The sequence below is a fragment of the Paraburkholderia sp. JHI869 genome (genome assembly GCF_038900775.1).
Classification (GTDB): domain Bacteria; phylum Pseudomonadota; class Gammaproteobacteria; order Burkholderiales; family Burkholderiaceae; genus Paraburkholderia.
In genome coordinates, this window is sequence record NZ_JAYMSC010000006.1 from 186,404 (window position 1) to 203,087 (window position 16,684).

Genomic DNA, 16,684 nt, shown 5'->3' on the forward strand with positions numbered 1-16,684 from the left:
TCCCGGGCATGAATTCCCAAACCGACCTCGTCCCAGCCACCGCCAGCGCGCCGGCCTCCGCCGCCGCTGCGGATTCCGACTCGCAGATCATGGCGCAGCACGCGCAATTCGTGGATTGGATGCGATCGGTCGCGCCCTACATCCACGCGTTCCAGGGCAAGACATTCGTCGTCGGTTTCGGCGGCGAGGTCGTGCACCAGAACCTGCTCAACGCGCTCGTCGCCGACATCGCGCTCCTGCAGGCCATGGGCATCCAGATCGTGCTGGTCCACGGTTCGCGCCCGCAGGTCGAGGAGCAGATGAGCCTGCACGGCGTCGAGTCCGAGTTCTCGCACGGCATGCGCATCACGAATGCCCGCGCGCTCGAATCGGCAAAGGAAGCGGCCGGTGAAGTGCGTCTCGACATCGAGGCCGCGATCAGCCAGGGTCTGCCGAACACGCCCATGGCGCACGCGCACATCAGCGTGGTGTCGGGCAACTTCGTGACGGCGCGTCCAGTCGGCATTCTCGACGGCGTGGACTTCCAGCACACGGGCGTCGTGCGCAAGATCGACGCCGATTCGATCCGCCATTCGCTCGCGAGCCGCAAGCTCGTGCTGCTCTCGCCGCTCGGTTTTTCGCCCACGGGCGAGGCGTTCAATCTGTCGATGGAAGACGTTGCCTCGGCGGCGGCCATCGCGCTGCGCGCCGACAAGATCGTTTTCCTCACGGAAACGCAGGGCCTGATCGACGAGGAAGGCGAGCTGATCCGCGAAATGTCGCTCGACGACGCCTACAAGCTGCAAGAAGGCGGCACGGTGCTCGGCGACGAGGGCTTCTATCTGAAGCACTCCATTCGCGCCTGCCGCGGCGGCGTGGGCCGCGCGCACATCATTCCCTACGTGCTCGACGGCGGCTTGCTGCTAGAACTGTTCCTGCACGACGGCGTGGGCACCATGATCTCGTACGAGAACCTGGAAAGCCTGCGTGAAGCGACCCCCGACGACGTCGGCGGCATTCTCACGCTGATCGAGCCGCTCGAAAGCGACGGCACGCTCGTGCGGCGCGGCCGTCACCAGATCGAGCGCGACATCGACCATTTCTCGGTGATCGAGCACGATGGCGTGCTCTTTGGCTGCGCGGCGCTTTACGCTTATTCGCAGGAACGTATCGGCGAAATGGCGTGCCTCACGGTCTCGCCCGAAGCGCAAGGCTCCGGCGACGGTGAACGCCTCTTGCGCCGCATCGAGCAGCGCGCGCGGGCGCGCGGCCTCACGCGCATTTTCGTGCTCACCACGCGCACCGAGCACTGGTTCCTGAAGCGCGGCTTCGTCAAGGCAACGGTCGACGACCTGCCCGAAGACCGCCGCCGCCTCTATAACTGGCAGCGCAAATCGCTCGTGCTGATGAAACAGCTCTGAGCAGCGCCGCCCACCCACATACGACTACAGGAGAAGCACAGCATGTCCCGTATGATCCAATGCGCGAAGCTCGGCAAGGAAGCCGAGGGACTCGACTTTCCGCCGCTGCCGGGCGAACTCGGCAAGCGAATTTATGAGAGCGTTTCGAAGGAAGCGTGGCAGGGCTGGCTCAAGCAGCAGACCATGCTGATCAACGAAAACCGCCTGAACATGGCCGATCCGCGCGCGCGTCAGTACCTGATGAAGCAGACGGAAAAGTACTTTTTCGGCGAAGGCGCCGACCAGGCGTCGGGCTTTGTGCCGCCGACCGAAGGCTAAGGCCCTCTGGGGCGCGCCGGGATCTGTCCCCGAGCTGCCAAAACGCAGCAGATCGCTCTGCAAAAACCGCGCCCCTGGCGCGGTTTTTTATGCGCTTCATGCGCTTTCGGGGCTTCGGAAACGGTTCCATCGAATCGGCGCAATCCCCCGCCACATGGGGCTTCCCGCCCGCTCCCCGAATCCCCGCAGATGCCGAGGTTTGCGCGATCTTCCGTTATCGTGCTATCATGTGGCCTCGTTCAACAGGCATTAGCCATCAATTGCGTTCAGGTAGGCACCCCCAAATGCCGTCAACCCGAATGCGCATATGACAAAAGGAACGCTCCGCCACGCGGGCTTCTTTTTCGTTTCAGCGGCGCTTCACTCGTGCACCCCGTGCCGGTCCAGCGTCCTCATGCGTCCTGCCCCCCTTCCACGGCCACGCAGGCGCAACGTTAAACACAATTTGTCCGAGTGTCGTTTCGCGACACTTCAGCATTGCTTTCGTGCGCCACTCGCCTTGTGCGATGCACCATCGGCCCGCCCTCGTCCCTGACGTAACGTGGCGTGCCGTGCGCGAAATGTCGCCGCTATCGCGAAACGACACTCTCCGGCAACCGTGGCGGACCCTCGTGGGTTCGTCGCAGTCATTGGAGATGCAGACCTTGACCGCTTCCACTTCCGGCTCGTCGGCCCAGTCCGACCTTACCCTCGACGACATCACCATCGTCGACAAAAGCCTCCTCAAACGCGCCGTCGGCGCCATGGCCCTTGGCAACGCCATGGAATGGTTCGACTTCGGCGTGTACAGCTACATCGCCGTCACGCTCGGCCAGGTGTTCTTCCCGTCGAGCAGCCCTTCGGCGCAGCTCATCGCCACGTTCGGCACATTCGCGGCCGCGTTCGTCGTGCGCCCGATCGGCGGCATGGTGTTCGGGCCGCTCGGCGACCGCATCGGCCGCCAGCGCGTGCTCGCGATGACGATGATCCTGATGGCCTGCGGCACCTTCGCCATCGGCCTGATCCCCTCGTACAAGTCGATCGGCATCGCCGCGCCTGCGCTGCTGCTCGTGGCGCGCCTCGTTCAGGGCTTCTCGACGGGCGGCGAATATGGCGGCGCCGCGACCTTCATCGCCGAGTTCGCCACCGACAAGCGCCGCGGCTTCATGGGCAGCTTCCTCGAATTCGGCACGCTGATCGGCTATGTGTTCGGCGCGGGCACGGTTGCCGTGCTGACCGCCGTGCTCTCGCACCAGCAATTGCTCGACTGGGGCTGGCGCGTGCCGTTCATGATCGCGGGCCCGCTCGGCCTCGTGGGTCTTTACATCCGCACGAAGCTCGAGGAAACGCCCGCGTTCAAGCGCGAAGCGGAACTGCGTGAAGCCGATGAGCAAGCGCGCCCGAAGCTCACGCTGCATTCGCTGCTCACGCAGCACCTGCGCCCCTTCCTGCTGTGCGTGGGTCTCGTGCTGATCTTCAACGTGACCGACTACATGGCGCTGTCGTACCTGCCGAGCTACCTTTCAGCGACGCTGCACTTCAACGAGACGCACGGCCTCTTCCTCGTGCTGATCGTGATGGTGCTCATGATGCCGATGACGCTCGCGTTCGGACGCCTCTCGGACGCCGTCGGCCGCAAGCCGGTGATGCTCGCGGGCTGCGTGGGGCTGATCCTGCTGTCGATCCCGTCGCTCACGCTGATCCAGACGGGCGAGCTCGTGCCGGTGTTTTTCGGTCTGCTGATCCTCGGCGCGCTGCTCTCGTGCTTCACGGGCGTGATGCCCTCGGCACTGCCGGCGCTGTTTCCGACCGCGATCCGCTATGGCGCGCTCGCCATCGGCTTCAACGTGTCGGTGTCGCTGTTCGGCGGTACGACGCCGCTCGTGGCGGCATGGCTCGTCGAACACACGCAGAACCTCATGATGCCCGCGTACTACCTGATGGGCGCGGCGGCGATCGGCATCGTCTCGGTGCTGGCGCTGCATGAAACGGCGCGCCGTCCGCTGCCGGGCTCGGCGCCGAGCGTGAGCACCAAGGCGGAAGCGCATGCGGTGCTGCGCGGCGTGCGTCTCGCGCGCGAACTCGATGAAGAGTACGCCGTCGCAAACGCAGTGCGCGCCTGATACAGCAGGTACCACTGAAACGCAAAAAGGCCAGCTTCGTGCTGGCCTTTTTTCTTGCGCGCTCGCTTATGGGGCTATTCGAGGAGGTTGACGTGTTCAACTTGCAACGCGCCGTTGCTTCCGATCGTCAGCATCGCGGCTGAGATGGGCAACTTGAAGCGGCGCGGCCCAGCGCTGCCAGGGTTCACATACAGCACGCCTTCGCGCGTTTCGAGCGAGGGTTTGTGTGAATGCCCGCTCACGACCACGGCGATGCCATCGGCTGCAGGATCGCCCTGCAGGTCAGGCAGTTCGTGGACCACAGCTAACCGAACTCCACCCAGCGCGACGGTGGTCTGCACCGGCAACGCCTCGGCCCACGCGCCATGATCGTTGTTGCCGCGCACGGCGGTGAGCGGCGCGATGGCCGCAAGTGTGTCGAGCACGCGCTGATCGCAGATGTCGCCCGCATGCACGATCGCGCCCACGCCGTCGACAAAGGCGAGCAGTTCGGGACGCAGCAGATTGTGCGTGTCGGAAACCAGGGCGACGCGCAGAGGATATTTCGCGGACATGGCGCTTCGTATTCGCTTGAATACTGCCGATTATCGCTGCGTTCACGCCTGCCCGTCGCCCTCCTCTTGCGCTGCGCCGACGTACACGGCGAGCCACACGCTCGGCACGGTCGGATCGGTCCACGACACGCGATGACGGCAGTGCGCGGGAATCTGCACGTAGTCGCCGGGCAGCAGGCGCCGCGGCGGCTGTGCCGTGTCTTCGAACTCCAGCGTCGCCGCGCCGGCAAGGAGCGCCACCCACTCCTCGCGCGCGTCGTCATACCAGAAGCCCGGCGGGCTCGCCTGGCCCGTAGACACGATACGCTCGATGAGCACCCCGTCGCGCGAAACGAGCGTATCGAAGCGCTCTTCCGTGGCGTCGTGATGGATGCCTGCAAAGAGATTGCCGAATGCGGCGGTGTTCGGTTCGTTCATGCGAAAGCACTCATTCAAGCGGTTTCAGACCGTCGAGCAGGGTCGGCACCAGTTCGCTCACGGTCGGGTGCACGTGCATCGCGTATTGCAGCGTCGTATAGGGCGCGTCAGCCGTCATCGTGTCGATGAACGTGTGGATCGCCTCGTCGCCCTCGATGCCGAATATCGCCGCGCCGAGAATGCGTTGCGTCTGCGGGTCCACCAGCGCCTTCATGAAACCGTCCGTCTCGCCGCGTTCGCGCGCGCGGCCCACGCGCGACATCGGCATCGTGGCGATGAGCGCGGGTTTGCCGCGCTCGCGCACTTCGCGCTCGCTCATGCCGACGCGCGCAAGCGGCGGATCGACGTACACCGCGTAGGCAGGAATGCGTGTGTCAGCGCTGCGCGCTTTGCCGTCCAGCAGATTCGCTGCGACGATCTGGAAGTCGTCGTACGAAGTGTGCGTGAACGCGCCGCGCCCGTTCACGTCGCCGAGCGCCCAGATGCCCTGAACGCGCGTGCGCAACTGGCCATCGACGGCGATGAGCCCGTGGGCGTCGCGCTCGATGCCCGCGGCGTCCAGTCCCAGATCGTCCGTGTTCGGCAAGCGGCCGGTCGCGAAGAGCAGATGCGAAACGTCGAGCGGACCATCGTCGAGCGCGATGCGCACGCCAGCCTGGCCATCGAGCGGCGCGAGGCTGCGCGGCTCCGCGCCAAAGCGAAATTGCACGCCTTCGCGTGCGAGCACGTCCTGTACCGCACGCGAATAATCGTCGTCCTCACGTGCGAGTATGCGCTGCCCACGCACGAGCACCGTCACGAGGCTGCCGAAGCGGCGGAACATCTGCGCGAATTCGAGCGCGACATAGCTGCCGCCGCAGATCGCGAGATGCTCGGGCAACTGCTCCAGTGCAAGCAGTGTCGAATTGGTTTCGTAGCGGATCGTATCGAGGCCGGGAATCGCGGGAATCTGCGCGCGCGTGCCCGTGTTGATGAAGATCTCGGGCGCTTCAAGATCGATTTGCGCACCGTCGTGCGCGGCGACTCGCACCGCGTGCGCGCCCGAGAAGCGCGCGTGCCCCTTGAACACGGCGACGTTCGGCGTATCGCGCAACCAGCTCTCGACGCCGTCACGCGACGCCCCGATGATGCGGTCCTTGCGCGCTTTCACGAACGCGAGATCGACGCGAACGTCGCCTGTGCCGCTTCCGATCTTCACGCCGAACTCCGCCGCATGGCGCGCCACGTGCGCGGCACGTGCGCAGGCGACGTACGCCTTGGTCGGCGTGCAGCCCACGTTCACGCAGGTGCCGCCGAACGACGCGCGCTCGATGATCGCGGTCTTGCGGCCGCTCTTCGCAAGCCGCACCGCGAGAGGCGGGCCGCTCTGGCCCGTGCCGATCACGATCGCATCGAAACGTTGTGTCATGCCGCTCTCCTTTGCCGTTGACGGGAGTTGAACCGCGGGTTGAACCGCGCATCCTCGCGAGTCGCGAAAGGCAGTCGATCGCGCCATCTTACGCGCGACATATGGCCATCGCTCACAGGGTGATCTCGCGAAACGGGTACGCATCGGCGTGCGTCGAGAAGCGGAACGAGCGCGCAAAAAAAGAGCCGCCTCGCACGTCGAGGCGGCTCACAGGGTGACGTCACAACAGCAAACGGGCGAAGCCGCTGCGCGTCAGGGGGATCGGCGAACGCGCTGCGCGCTTGCGTCAGGCGTTCGGTGAATAGGTGACTGGAGACTCAGTCCTGAAAACCGGGAGAAAATTCGGTGCGAGCGCAATCAGTACACAATCAGTGCACGCAATCCGTTGGCGCACATTCTCCATGGCCCGCGCTCCAGAGTTCGCGCGAGCGCTGGAATGCGGCGCGCGCGCCGCGCGTCGCCATCATCAGCCCGACTTGCCCCATGTTGAAGTCGACCGACACCATCAGCTGCAACAGGTCCACCATCGGCAGAACCAATGCTGGCTGATACAACTGTCGTTCGATAAAGGATTTCATGACCGCTCCCGCTGCATGCCCCGTGTCCTCCTGACGCAGGGTCATTCGATGGTTGTTATTCTAGGAATGCAGCGGGCGCTGATAAATGGGCCGCCAGCGAAGTCACTTGTCGAAAATCGCAAACAATCGAAACGCGCGCGGAGACACGGGGTCCGGCGCCGCGTGCGGTCCCGCCACACGGGGTTTTGCGCGCGTCCCGCCCCGTGCGAGCGCGCTTCAGTCGAGCGGTGTGGCGACGAATTCCGGCAGCGTCTCGGCGCGCGCGGAAAGCGCGGCGATCGCCGGATATCGGGCGGGATCAGCGCATCCGGGCAGCATGAACTGGTTGAAACGCCACGCAACGGCCGCGGTGATGTCGGCTTGCGTGATGCGGCCCGCACACAGCCAGCCGTCGCGGCCCGCCACGAGCTGGTCGAGCACGGCCCAGGCGGCATGCATCTGGGCGTTCACGCGCTCGAACCAGGGCTCGTGCTGGCGCTCGGCGGGGCGCAATTCGCGCTCATAGACCTGCTGCACCGTCTTTTCCATGGCCGCGAGCGCGAAACCGTTCACGCGCAGCGCAAAAGTCCGCTCCTGCGTCTCCTCCGGCATGAGCCGCTGCGCGGCGGGCACCTTGCGGTCCAGATAGTCGAGGATCAGCGTCGAATCGATCAGCTGGGTGCCGTCGTCGTCGATGAAGGTAGGCGCCTTCACCACAGGATTGATCTGAGCAAATTCGTCGTACTGGCGAAACACCGAAATACTGCGGTGCTCGAACGACAGCCCGAGCACATGCAGCGAAATCGCGACGCGGCGCACATAGGGAGAGTCCATCATGCCGATCAACTGCATGGGTTCACCTCGCACAGAAAAAGGGGATCGGGCGTCGATCTTGCAGGAAGCCCCGGTGCATTTCAAGACGGGCGATCGCCGCCAGAGTCGCAGTCCGACAGCACATAGCGTTTGTAGGCAGCGAAAAACGGTGCCAAATGACCGTTTCGCGACGGTGCATTGTGCAAAAACGCACCGTGTCGATGTGCCGCGTTCTGATTGCCGCGCAACAGGGCTACATTTGTTAGCAGACGTCGAATCTGACGCGTCGCGGCATTGTTGCGACGCAGCGCCCCGCCACGCACAGGCGCCCTTTTTCCCCGTGCCGCACTGCTGAAGGCGCAGCGGCGCGCGTGGGCCAAGCGAAGGATGCCGAAGCATTACGCAGACCGCATGAAAGCGCGTTTTTGCGCGCCGCATGTGCTGCAGTGCATCGCCGGGAAACTCCTGGATTCGGACGCCGAACGACTGAGATAGTCTGAATGCACAAGGAGACGAAATCATGAGACAAGCATTCAATGTTGGTGTGGTCATCGTCCTCGCCCTCCTCCTCGCGAATCGTGCCATGACACGTGTGCAGGCTCACGAGGCTGGTTCGCTTACCTGCGCCCAGGGCTCAGCACTCGTCAAGGCCGAAGCGCTCGTGCGCGGATTCGGCGAACGCGGCGCGAGCAGCCAGAGCGAAAACTTCCTCTCTTCCTGCCTCGTTTCCGGCCAGGGTCAAGTCGGCGACCTGATCGCCCACGACTGAGCGCCCTGCGCGCCGCGACTGCTCGCTCGGGGGCGTTTCGCGGCGCGGGCACCGCTCTTAGGCGCGGTGCGCGGTGCTATGCTCGCTCGCGGATCCACCGCCGGAGCGCGCTCATGCCCCCCCCGTCCAACGCCGTACACCACTCGGCTGAAGAGGGCTACACGCCCGCCGCCGCGGACCACTATGTCCGCGGCCGCCCCGATTACCCGCCCGAAGTCAACGCCTGGCTGCGCGAAACGCTCGGTCTGGGCCCCGGTGCGACCGTCGTTGATCTGGGCGCGGGCACCGGCAAATTCACGCGCCGCCTGGTGGAAACTGGCTCACACGTGATCGCCGTCGAGCCCGTGGCCGCCATGCGCGCGAAGCTCGCCGCCGCGCTACCCGAGGTCGATACCCGCGCAGGGACGGCGGAATCGCTTCCGCTCGACGACGCCAGCGTCGACGCGGTCGTTTGCGCGCAGGCTTTTCACTGGTTCGCCAACGCGGCCTCGCTCGCCGACATTCTGCGTGTGCTCAAGCCCGGTGGCCGCCTCGGCCTGATCTGGAATCTGCGCGACGCGAGCGTCGAGTGGGTCGCGCGGCTCGACGCCATTGTCAACCGCGCCGAAGGCGACACGCCGCGCTACTACACGGGCCAATGGCGCAGCGTCTTCCCGTTTGCGGGATTCGGGCCTCTGCACGAGCAGCGTTTCGTGCAAGGCCACACCGGCTCGCCAGAGGACGTGATCGTCGCGCGTGTGAAGTCCACAAGCTTCATTGCTGCCCTGCCACCCGAGGAGCAGGCCCGCATCGAGGCCGAGCTGCGCGCACTCATCGATTCGGAGCCCGCGCTGCGCGGACAGCCGGTCGTGACAGTGCCTTACGGCACGGCAGCGTTCCACTGCGTCAAGCAACCCTAGCGCGCCGGAGCAAGCCGGAGCACGCCGCAATGGGTTGCCAATCTCCCGGGTTGGCGGCGAGAATGCTCGCGGACCACGGAGAATCTATGAAAGGTTACGTCCTGTTGTTTGGAGTCAGCATGCTGACGGCGTGCACATCGGTGACTGCCGTCAATTCGAGACAGGATGGCCATCTCACCGTCACGAGCCGCGCGCGCTGGGATCTCGTTTCGTGGAACCACGTGCGCGCAGTCGGGGTCAGCGAAGCCGAGGACTACTGCGAAAAGCAAAAGAAGCAGCTGCACACGGTGGAGATCCACAGCGAGGGCCTGCGCGGCGTGACGTCCCAGACAGTAGAGGTAATATTCGACTGCATTTGATGCGCTCCGCACCGTCTTTCCGCTTAGCCGCGCCAAACGGGCGTTGCAGCCCGTTACCCCGCCGTTGCAGCCCAAATTGCTTGCGATCGCGCAATAGTTTGTTGTCGTTCACCCTGATACTCAATCCGCATGACCGAGCTAAACTGACGATACATTTTGTTACGTTCAGAGCCGAGTCATGTTGACCGCATTCTTCATCGCCTGCCCCTTTGGCATCGCGGCATTGTTCGGATTCGCAAGGCTGATCAATCCCCTGACCGGGAAGATCGGTCATCGTTGAGTACGCAAGCGCCTGGTTGGGGCGCTGCGCTCGCTGATCTTCGCGCCGCCATTGTGCGCGGCCGCCCCTGGTTTCTTCTTTTTCCCCTTCGCAGCCCCGCCGCTTCGTGCGCTCGCACGGATTTCGCCGCGCCAATAAAAAACCCGCGAAGCCTTAAGCCATCGCGGGTTTCTGGAATCCAGCGGAAGCCACTGGAACAACATCTGGTGCCGGGGACCGGACTCGAACCGGCAAGCCGTTAGGCGGCGGATTTTCGTCACACCACGTCTTTCGACGCCACGCGTCCTGCTCTGGACGCGCGTTCGTGCGCTGGACTATGCCTTCGCCGTCGCTTAAGCGCCGCGTTTATCACGCCGCGCGCCGCCTTAGGCGCCCCCCGTCTAGTCTCTACACCTTCCTGACCGCCGCTTTGCGCGGCAGCCGGCTTGGCTCGGCGTTGCCTCGGCGCCTCGCGCGCAACGCGCTTCAAGGCCCAGGGGGTTCGCCGAATTTGAGGGGTTCTGCACCGGCCGTTTCCGGTCGGGCACTCAATCGTTTCTTAAGTCCGCTATGTTTACCAATTTCATCACCCCGGCAGGGCGGACGCGATTCTACCATTGCGCGGCGCGCGTCCCAAAGGCGCGCCGGGGCAGCGCATCCGTCATCTGCCGGTCATACGCGTTTTTCATAATCGGCCCCATCGAAAACGTTTACAAACGACGCCGGGGCCGCTCGCATGACGCCAACTATCAAGGATGTCGCCGCACACGCCGGATTCTCGATCGCCACGGTGTCGCGCGCAATCAATGCGCCTCACACCGTCAACCCCATCACGCTCGCGCGGGTGCGCGAAGCGATCGACGCGCTGAAGTTCCGCCCGAACCCGCTCGGCCGCCAGTTGCGGGGCGAGCGCACGCGTCTGATCGGCGTGGTGCTGCCCACGCTCGCCAATCCGGTGTTCGCGGAGTGCCTGCAGGGCATCGATGAGCTAGCCGCCGCGCAGGGCTTTCGCCTCATGCTGATGACCACGCAGTACGACGCCGATCGCGAGCGTCATGCGATCGAGACGTTGCGCGCGCAACGTGTCGAGGGCCTGATCCTGACCGTCGCCGACGCCGACACGCACCCCCTGCTCGACGAACTCGACGCGGACGGCCCGCTCTACGTGCTGATGCACAACGACACGAAGCGCCGCCCTTCGGTATCCGTGGACAACCACCAGGCCGCCTGCGACGGCGTGCGCATGCTCATCGCCCACGGCCATCGCCGCATCCTCATGCTCGCTGGCACGCTCGCTGCCTCCGACCGCGCGCGCCAGCGCCATGCCGGGTACGCCCTCGCGATGCAACAAGCCGGCCTCACGCCCGCGCCGGCCCTCGAAATCGATTTCAACGCGCAAGAGCTCGCGCCTTCGGTGCTCGCGCATCTGACGACAGGGCCCGCGCGCCCCACGGCCCTCTTCTGCAGTAACGACCTGCTGGCCATGGTCGTAATGCGCGGGCTGCGCCGCGCCCGCCTGCGCGTGCCGCAGGACATGTCGATTCTCGGCTTCGACGGCCTCGCCATGGGCGAACTGCTCGCGCCACCGCTCGCGAGCATCGGCACGCCGAACGGCGATATCGGCCGCGAAGCGTGGCAATGCCTGATGGCGCGCATCGGCGGCCAGTCCGCGGGGCCGCTCGCCAACACCCTGCCACACACGGTGCGCGCAGGCGGCACCATCGCGGCGATCGCACACGCACCGCTCGGCGCGCGTGGGAGCGCGAGCGATCGCAACCTCGAACTCGGCGGCGCGCTTTCGTGAGGCCGCTGATGTGAGCCGCTTTCGTGTGCCATTAGTCCATCTGAATAACAAACCGAACTGCCGAAACAATCCGGGCCGTGCATGTACACGGCCCTCATCCACCAGAACGCTCTCGCAACCGACCTGGAGACCAGCCGTGACCCGCCGACTCGCCTTTGCCGGCCCGCTTTCGCTTGTGCCCGTGCGCGCCGCCCTGCGCACGCTCGCGGCGCCCGTGCGGTGCTTAACCCGCTTAACCCGCTTAACCCGCTTAACCCGCGCGCTGCCGCTCGCGGCGACCGCCGCCGCACTCGCAGCCGGTCTTGCCGCGCCGCTCACGGCACAGGCCGATCAAACCGCGATCTGCTACAACTGCCCGCCCGAATGGGCCGACTGGGCGAGCCAGATCCAGGCGATCCAGAAAGAGACCGGCATTCGCGTGCCGTTCGACAACAAGAACTCCGGCCAATCGATCGCACAACTGATGGCCGAGCAGAAGAGCCCGGTCGCCGACGTTGTGTACCTCGGCGTTTCGTCGGCGTTCCAGGCGAAGGACAAGGGCGTCATCACGCCGTACAAGCCCGCACACTGGAACGACATTCCCGCCGATCTCAAGGACCCGCAAGGCTACTGGTTCGCCATCCATTCGGGCACGCTCGGCTTCTTCGTCAACAAGGACGCGCTCGAAGGCAAGCCGGTGCCGCGTTCGTGGGCCGATCTCCTCAAGCCCGAGTACAAGGGCATGGTCGGCTACCTCGATCCGTCGAGCGCGTTCGTGGGCTATGCGGGCGCGGTGGCCGTGAATCTCGCGCTGGGCGGCACGCTCGACAACTTCCAGCCGGCCTTCGAATGGTTCGGCAAGCTCAAGGCCAACCAGCCGATCGTGCCGAAACAGACCGCCTATGCGCGCGTGCTCTCGGGTGAGATCCCCATCCTGCTCGACTACGACTTCGACGCCTACCGCGCCAAGTACAAGGACCACGCGAACGTCGAATTCGTGATCCCGAAGGAAGGTACGATTTCGGTGCCCTACGTGATGAGCCTCGTGAAGAACGGCCCCCACGAAGCGAACGGCAAGAAGGTGCTGGATTTCGTGCTCTCCGACGAAGGTCAGAAGCTCTGGGCCAATGCCTACCTGCGTCCGGTGCGCGCGAGCGCGCTTTCGCCTGAAGCGGCTGCGAAGTTCCTGCCCGCGAGCGACTATGCACGAGCAAAACCCGTGGACTTCGCGAAGATGGCGGCGCAGCAGCAAGCCTTCGGCGAGCGCTATCTGCAGATCATGCACTGATACCCTGGTCGATCACTTCCATGCATGACCTCACTTTTCCGCTGCGCTGGCGCGTGGCGCTCATCGCGCCCGCGCTCGCGGTGTTCCTCGCGTTCTGGCTGCTGCCGATGATCGCGCTCGTGCAGGTGAGCGCCGACGGCCACGTCATCGAAACTTATCGCGCACTGCTAACGAATGGCCGCTACATGAGGAGCCTTGGCGCGACCATCGCGCTCTCGGCCGCCGTGACTGCGGCAACGCTTGTGATCTCCACGGTCTGCGGCCTCCTGCTCGCACGGCGCACGTTCGCGGGACGCCGCGCGCTCGTCGCGTTGCTCACGTTTCCGCTGGCGTTTCCGGGCGTGGTGGTCGGCTTCATGGTCATCATGCTCGCCGGGCGCCAGGGGCTCATCGGCGCGCTCTCGCTGCGGCTCACGGGCGAGCGCTGGGTGTTCGCTTACTCGATGGCGGGCCTCTTCCTGGGCTACCTGTACTTCTCGATCCCGCGCGTGATCGTGACCGTGATGGCCTGCGCAGGCCAGCTTGACGGCTCGCTCGAAGAGGCCGCGCGTTCGCTCGGGGCGTCGTCGTGGCGCGTGCTCTGCGACGTGATCCTGCCCGCGCTCGCGCCCGGCCTCGTCGCCGCAGGGGCGATCTGCTTCGCGACCGCGATGGGTGCGTTCGGCACGGCGTTCACGCTCGCCACCGACATTGACGTCCTGCCGATGACCATCTACACCGAGTTCACGCTCAACGCCAACATGGTGACGGCCGCGGGCCTTTCGATCGTGCTCGGTCTCGTCACGTGGGCGGTGCTCACGCTGGCGCGCAGCGTGACGGGCGCGGCCGTCGCGGCCACGGCATGAGTGCGCTGTGGTTTTCGAGGACTCCAGAATGAATTCGGTCGCCAATCCCGCCGCAACGGCGGCGCAAGAGATGCACGAAGCGCCCGACCAGCCGCCCGCCGCGCGGCGGCGCTTCGCGCTGCCCTCGGCGCGCACGTGGATCGCGTGCGCGCAATGGCTCGTCATGCTCGCCACCTGTGCGTTTCTCATCGTGCCCGTGGCGATGTCGATCGTCGCGGGGCTCACCGTCAACTACTTTCGCGGTGTGGCGAGCGGCCTCACGCTGCGCTGGCTCGACCAGGTCTGGACGCAGTATCACGCGAGCGTCTTCCTCTCGCTCGAGGTGGCGGCCGCCACGCTCGCCATCACGCTCGTAACCGGCGTACCCGCGGGCTATGCGCTTGCGCGCAGCCGCACGCGCCTTTCGCGTCTCATCGAAGAACTGCTCGTGATGCCCGTGGCCCTGCCCGGCCTCGCATCGGCGCTCGCGCTGCTCGTGGTCTACGGCGGCTTCAGCGCATTCCGCATGAGCGCGGCATTCATCGTGGTCGGCCACGTGGTGTTCACATTGCCGTTCATGGTACGGCCCGTGGCGGCCGTGTGTGCGTCGGCGGATCTGCGCACGCTCGAAGAAGGCGCGGCGAGCCTCGGCGCGAGCTTCTGGCAGCGCTTCACGACCATCGTGCTGCCCAATGCGCGGGCCGGCATCGTGGCGGGTGCACTCGCGGTGCTCACGCTCTCCATCGGCGAATTCAACCTCACGTGGATGCTGCACACGCCCGACACCAAAACGCTGCCAGTGGGCCTTGCCGACACCTACGCATCGCTGCGCATCGAAGTGGGCAGCGCCTACACGATCCTCTTCTTCCTCATGACGATGCCGCTGCTCGTGGCGATGCAATGGCTCGGCGTAGACGTACCTGGCTCCTCAGGAAGGCCATCTGGCAAGCAGCGCCTTCCGGGCCAGCAAAATAACAACAAGGATTCCGAATGAAACTCGAACCGATCCCGATTACGCTCACGCGCTGCGCGAAGACGTTTCGCGGCACGCGCGTGCTCGAACCGCTCGACCTCGCGATCGGCGCGGGCGAAACGCTCGTCCTGCTCGGCCCTTCAGGCTGCGGCAAGACCACCACACTGCGCATGATCGCGGGTTTGGAAACGCCCGATACGGGCGGCCGCGTGGCCTTCGGCGACGAGGACGTGACCGCGCAGCCCATCGAGCGGCGCAAGGTCGGCATGGTGTTCCAGAACTATGCGCTCTTTCCGAACCTCGACGTGCGCGGCAACATCGGCTATGGCCTGAAGATCCAGCGCGTTGCCGCCGCCGACGCGCGCGCGCGCGTAGACGAACTGCTCGCGATGATGCGTCTCGAAGCGCACGCGGCCAAGCCCATCAACCAGCTTTCGGGCGGCCAGCGCCAGCGCGTGGCACTCGCACGCGCGCTCGCGCCGCGCCCGCGTGTGTTGCTGCTCGATGAGCCGCTCACCGCGCTCGATGCGCGCCTGCGCGACACCCTGCGCAGCGAGATGAACGCGCTCTTGCGCGAGCTGGGCGTGACGACGGTCTACGTCACGCACGATCAGGCCGAGGCGATGGAACTGGGCGACCGCATCGTCGTGATGAGCGCGGGCCGCATCGAGCAGATCGGCACGCCGCGCGAGATCTATTTCCAGCCGGCGAGCCGTGCGGTCGCGCAGTTCGTCGGCACGCTCAACCGGATCGCCGGAGAATGGCAAGGCGGTATGCTGCGTACGAGCGGCGGCGCCGTGCCGGCCAGCGCGTCGCAGGCCAGCGGAGCCGCCGAACTGTATTTCCGCCCCGAAGACGCCACGCTCGCCGACCCGGTTGGCGCACAGCTGCGCGGCGTGATCGAACAGGCGACCTTTCTTGGCGAGCGCACACGCCTCACCATTGGCGGCGCCGCGCCCGACGCCCTGCTCGTCGACGTGGCGGGCCGGGTCGAGCTGGCACGCGGCACGCCGGTCGGCATTTCGATCGCCCCGGAAGCGCTCATTGCGCTTGCGTAAATCTTACAAAACGAGGACTACCATGCTGCTCGCCCAGATCAGCGACCTGCACATCAAGCCACCGGGCGCCCTCGCCTATCGCCGCGTCGATACGGCCGCGAGCCTCGCACGCACCATCGCGCGCTTGAACGCGCTCACGCCGCGCCCCGATGCGGTTCTCATGACCGGCGATCTCGTCGACCACGGCTCGGTCGAGGAATACCGGCACCTCAAAACGCTGCTCGACACGCTCGAGATTCCGTACTGGCTCTTGATCGGCAACCACGACGCGCGCGAGCCGCTGCGCGAAGTGTTCGCCGATCGGCCTGAACTGCACGAAGGCGGCGAGTTCATCCAGTACGCCGTGGACCTCGGCCCGTTGCGCGTGATCGCGCTCGACTCGATGCAGCCGGGCCAAAGCGCAGGCACGCTCTGCGAAGCGCGCCTTGCCTGGCTCGCGCAGCAGCTCGACGCGGCGCGCGGCAAGCCCGTGATCGTCGCGCTCCATCACCCGCCGTTCGACTGCGGCATCGGCCACATGGATGCGATTCGTCTCGACGACAACGCTGCGCGCGCGCTCGAAGCGCTCGTGGCGCAGCATCCCAACGTCGAGCGCGTGCTGTGCGGTCACGTGCACCGGCCCATGTTCGTGCGCTTCGGCGGCACGATCGCCTCGGCCGTGCCCGCGCCCGCTCACCAGGTCACGCTCGACCTCGCGCCCGATGCGCCCTCCACCTTTACGCTCGAGCCGCCCGCTTTCGCGCTGCATCGCTTCGAGCCACAGGGCGGGATCGTGACGCACCATGGCTACGTCGAGACGTTCGACGGCCCGTATCCGTTCTACGAGCCCTCGGGCGAGTTGATCGGCTGAATGCACGGCTAAAGGCGCAACTGGCGGCGCGGGCTCGGGCCGCCAGCGCCGCC

The 16,684-nt window shown here is 65.7% G+C and carries 17 protein-coding genes; 12 read left to right on the forward strand and 5 right to left on the reverse strand.

Annotated elements, in window-relative coordinates; genetic code table 11:
* Positions 1 to 8: 8 nt before the first annotated feature.
* From argA to proP, 3 genes are all read left to right on the forward strand, one after another.
* On the forward strand, positions 9 to 1,400 hold the full coding sequence (argA, locus tag VSR72_RS13645) for an amino-acid N-acetyltransferase (protein ID WP_342952867.1): 1,392 nt from the start codon (positions 9 to 11) through the stop codon (positions 1,398 to 1,400).
* A 42-nt stretch (positions 1,401 to 1,442) separates the two neighbouring features.
* Positions 1,443 to 1,718 (forward strand): oxidative damage protection protein, encoded by a 276-nt coding sequence (locus VSR72_RS13650; protein WP_342952868.1) that lies wholly within the window; start codon positions 1,443 to 1,445, stop codon positions 1,716 to 1,718.
* Positions 1,719 to 2,353: 635 nt separating this feature from the next.
* Complete coding sequence (proP, locus tag VSR72_RS13655; RefSeq protein WP_342952869.1) at positions 2,354 to 3,820, forward strand: glycine betaine/L-proline transporter ProP; 1,467 nt, start codon at positions 2,354 to 2,356, stop codon at positions 3,818 to 3,820.
* A gap of 74 nt (positions 3,821 to 3,894) precedes the next feature.
* Here the strand turns inward: proP and VSR72_RS13660 are convergent, their stop codons facing one another.
* The 5 genes from VSR72_RS13660 to VSR72_RS13680 all read right to left on the reverse strand — a co-directional run bounded on the left by VSR72_RS13660 (position 3,895) and on the right by VSR72_RS13680 (position 7,608).
* Positions 3,895 to 4,374 (reverse strand): metallophosphoesterase family protein, encoded by a 480-nt coding sequence (locus VSR72_RS13660; protein WP_342952870.1) that lies wholly within the window; start codon positions 4,372 to 4,374, stop codon positions 3,895 to 3,897.
* 42 nt (positions 4,375 to 4,416) lie between these two features.
* Complete coding sequence (locus tag VSR72_RS13665) at positions 4,417 to 4,791, reverse strand: cupin domain-containing protein (protein ID WP_342952871.1); 375 nt, start codon at positions 4,789 to 4,791, stop codon at positions 4,417 to 4,419.
* Positions 4,792 to 4,801: 10 nt separating this feature from the next.
* Positions 4,802 to 6,199: an FAD-containing oxidoreductase gene (locus VSR72_RS13670; protein ID WP_342952872.1), complete on the reverse strand. Its 1,398-nt coding sequence runs from the start codon at positions 6,197 to 6,199 to the stop codon at positions 4,802 to 4,804.
* Between the two features lie 368 nt (positions 6,200 to 6,567).
* A complete protein-coding gene (locus VSR72_RS13675) occupies positions 6,568 to 6,777 on the reverse strand; it encodes a hypothetical protein (protein ID WP_342952873.1) in 210 nt (69 codons plus the stop codon).
* A 216-nt stretch (positions 6,778 to 6,993) separates the two neighbouring features.
* On the reverse strand, positions 6,994 to 7,608 hold the full coding sequence (locus VSR72_RS13680) for a glutathione S-transferase (RefSeq protein WP_342952874.1): 615 nt from the start codon (positions 7,606 to 7,608) through the stop codon (positions 6,994 to 6,996).
* A gap of 481 nt (positions 7,609 to 8,089) precedes the next feature.
* Here VSR72_RS13680 and VSR72_RS13685 point away from each other — a divergent pair, with 481 nt between their 5' ends.
* The 9 genes from VSR72_RS13685 (at position 8,090) to VSR72_RS13725 (ending at position 16,631) form a co-directional block, all read left to right on the forward strand.
* The gene (locus tag VSR72_RS13685) at positions 8,090 to 8,338 is read left to right on the forward strand and encodes a hypothetical protein (RefSeq protein ID WP_233881256.1); all 249 of its coding nucleotides are present in this window, start codon (positions 8,090 to 8,092) and stop codon (positions 8,336 to 8,338) included.
* Positions 8,339 to 8,451: 113 nt separating this feature from the next.
* On the forward strand, positions 8,452 to 9,237 hold the full coding sequence (locus VSR72_RS13690; protein WP_342952875.1) for a methyltransferase domain-containing protein: 786 nt from the start codon (positions 8,452 to 8,454) through the stop codon (positions 9,235 to 9,237).
* An 86-nt stretch (positions 9,238 to 9,323) separates the two neighbouring features.
* Entirely contained in the window at positions 9,324 to 9,596 is a 273-nt protein-coding gene (locus tag VSR72_RS13695) for a hypothetical protein (RefSeq protein ID WP_342952876.1), read from the forward strand.
* A 995-nt stretch (positions 9,597 to 10,591) separates the two neighbouring features.
* Positions 10,592 to 11,659: a LacI family DNA-binding transcriptional regulator gene (locus VSR72_RS13700; protein WP_342952877.1), complete on the forward strand. Its 1,068-nt coding sequence runs from the start codon at positions 10,592 to 10,594 to the stop codon at positions 11,657 to 11,659.
* Positions 11,660 to 11,921: 262 nt separating this feature from the next.
* A complete protein-coding gene (locus VSR72_RS13705) occupies positions 11,922 to 12,926 on the forward strand; it encodes an ABC transporter substrate-binding protein (RefSeq protein ID WP_342952977.1) in 1,005 nt (334 codons plus the stop codon).
* Between the two features lie 20 nt (positions 12,927 to 12,946).
* Complete coding sequence (locus tag VSR72_RS13710) at positions 12,947 to 13,771, forward strand: ABC transporter permease (RefSeq protein WP_342952878.1); 825 nt, start codon at positions 12,947 to 12,949, stop codon at positions 13,769 to 13,771.
* A gap of 70 nt (positions 13,772 to 13,841) precedes the next feature.
* The gene (locus VSR72_RS13715; protein ID WP_342952978.1) at positions 13,842 to 14,744 is read left to right on the forward strand and encodes an ABC transporter permease; all 903 of its coding nucleotides are present in this window, start codon (positions 13,842 to 13,844) and stop codon (positions 14,742 to 14,744) included.
* A complete protein-coding gene (locus VSR72_RS13720; RefSeq protein WP_342952879.1) occupies positions 14,741 to 15,781 on the forward strand; it encodes an ABC transporter ATP-binding protein in 1,041 nt (346 codons plus the stop codon). The genes VSR72_RS13715 and VSR72_RS13720 overlap by 4 nt, the downstream gene beginning before the upstream one ends.
* 22 nt (positions 15,782 to 15,803) lie before the next feature.
* Positions 15,804 to 16,631 (forward strand): phosphodiesterase, encoded by an 828-nt coding sequence (locus VSR72_RS13725; protein ID WP_342952880.1) that lies wholly within the window; start codon positions 15,804 to 15,806, stop codon positions 16,629 to 16,631.
* Positions 16,632 to 16,684 lie beyond the last annotated feature (53 nt).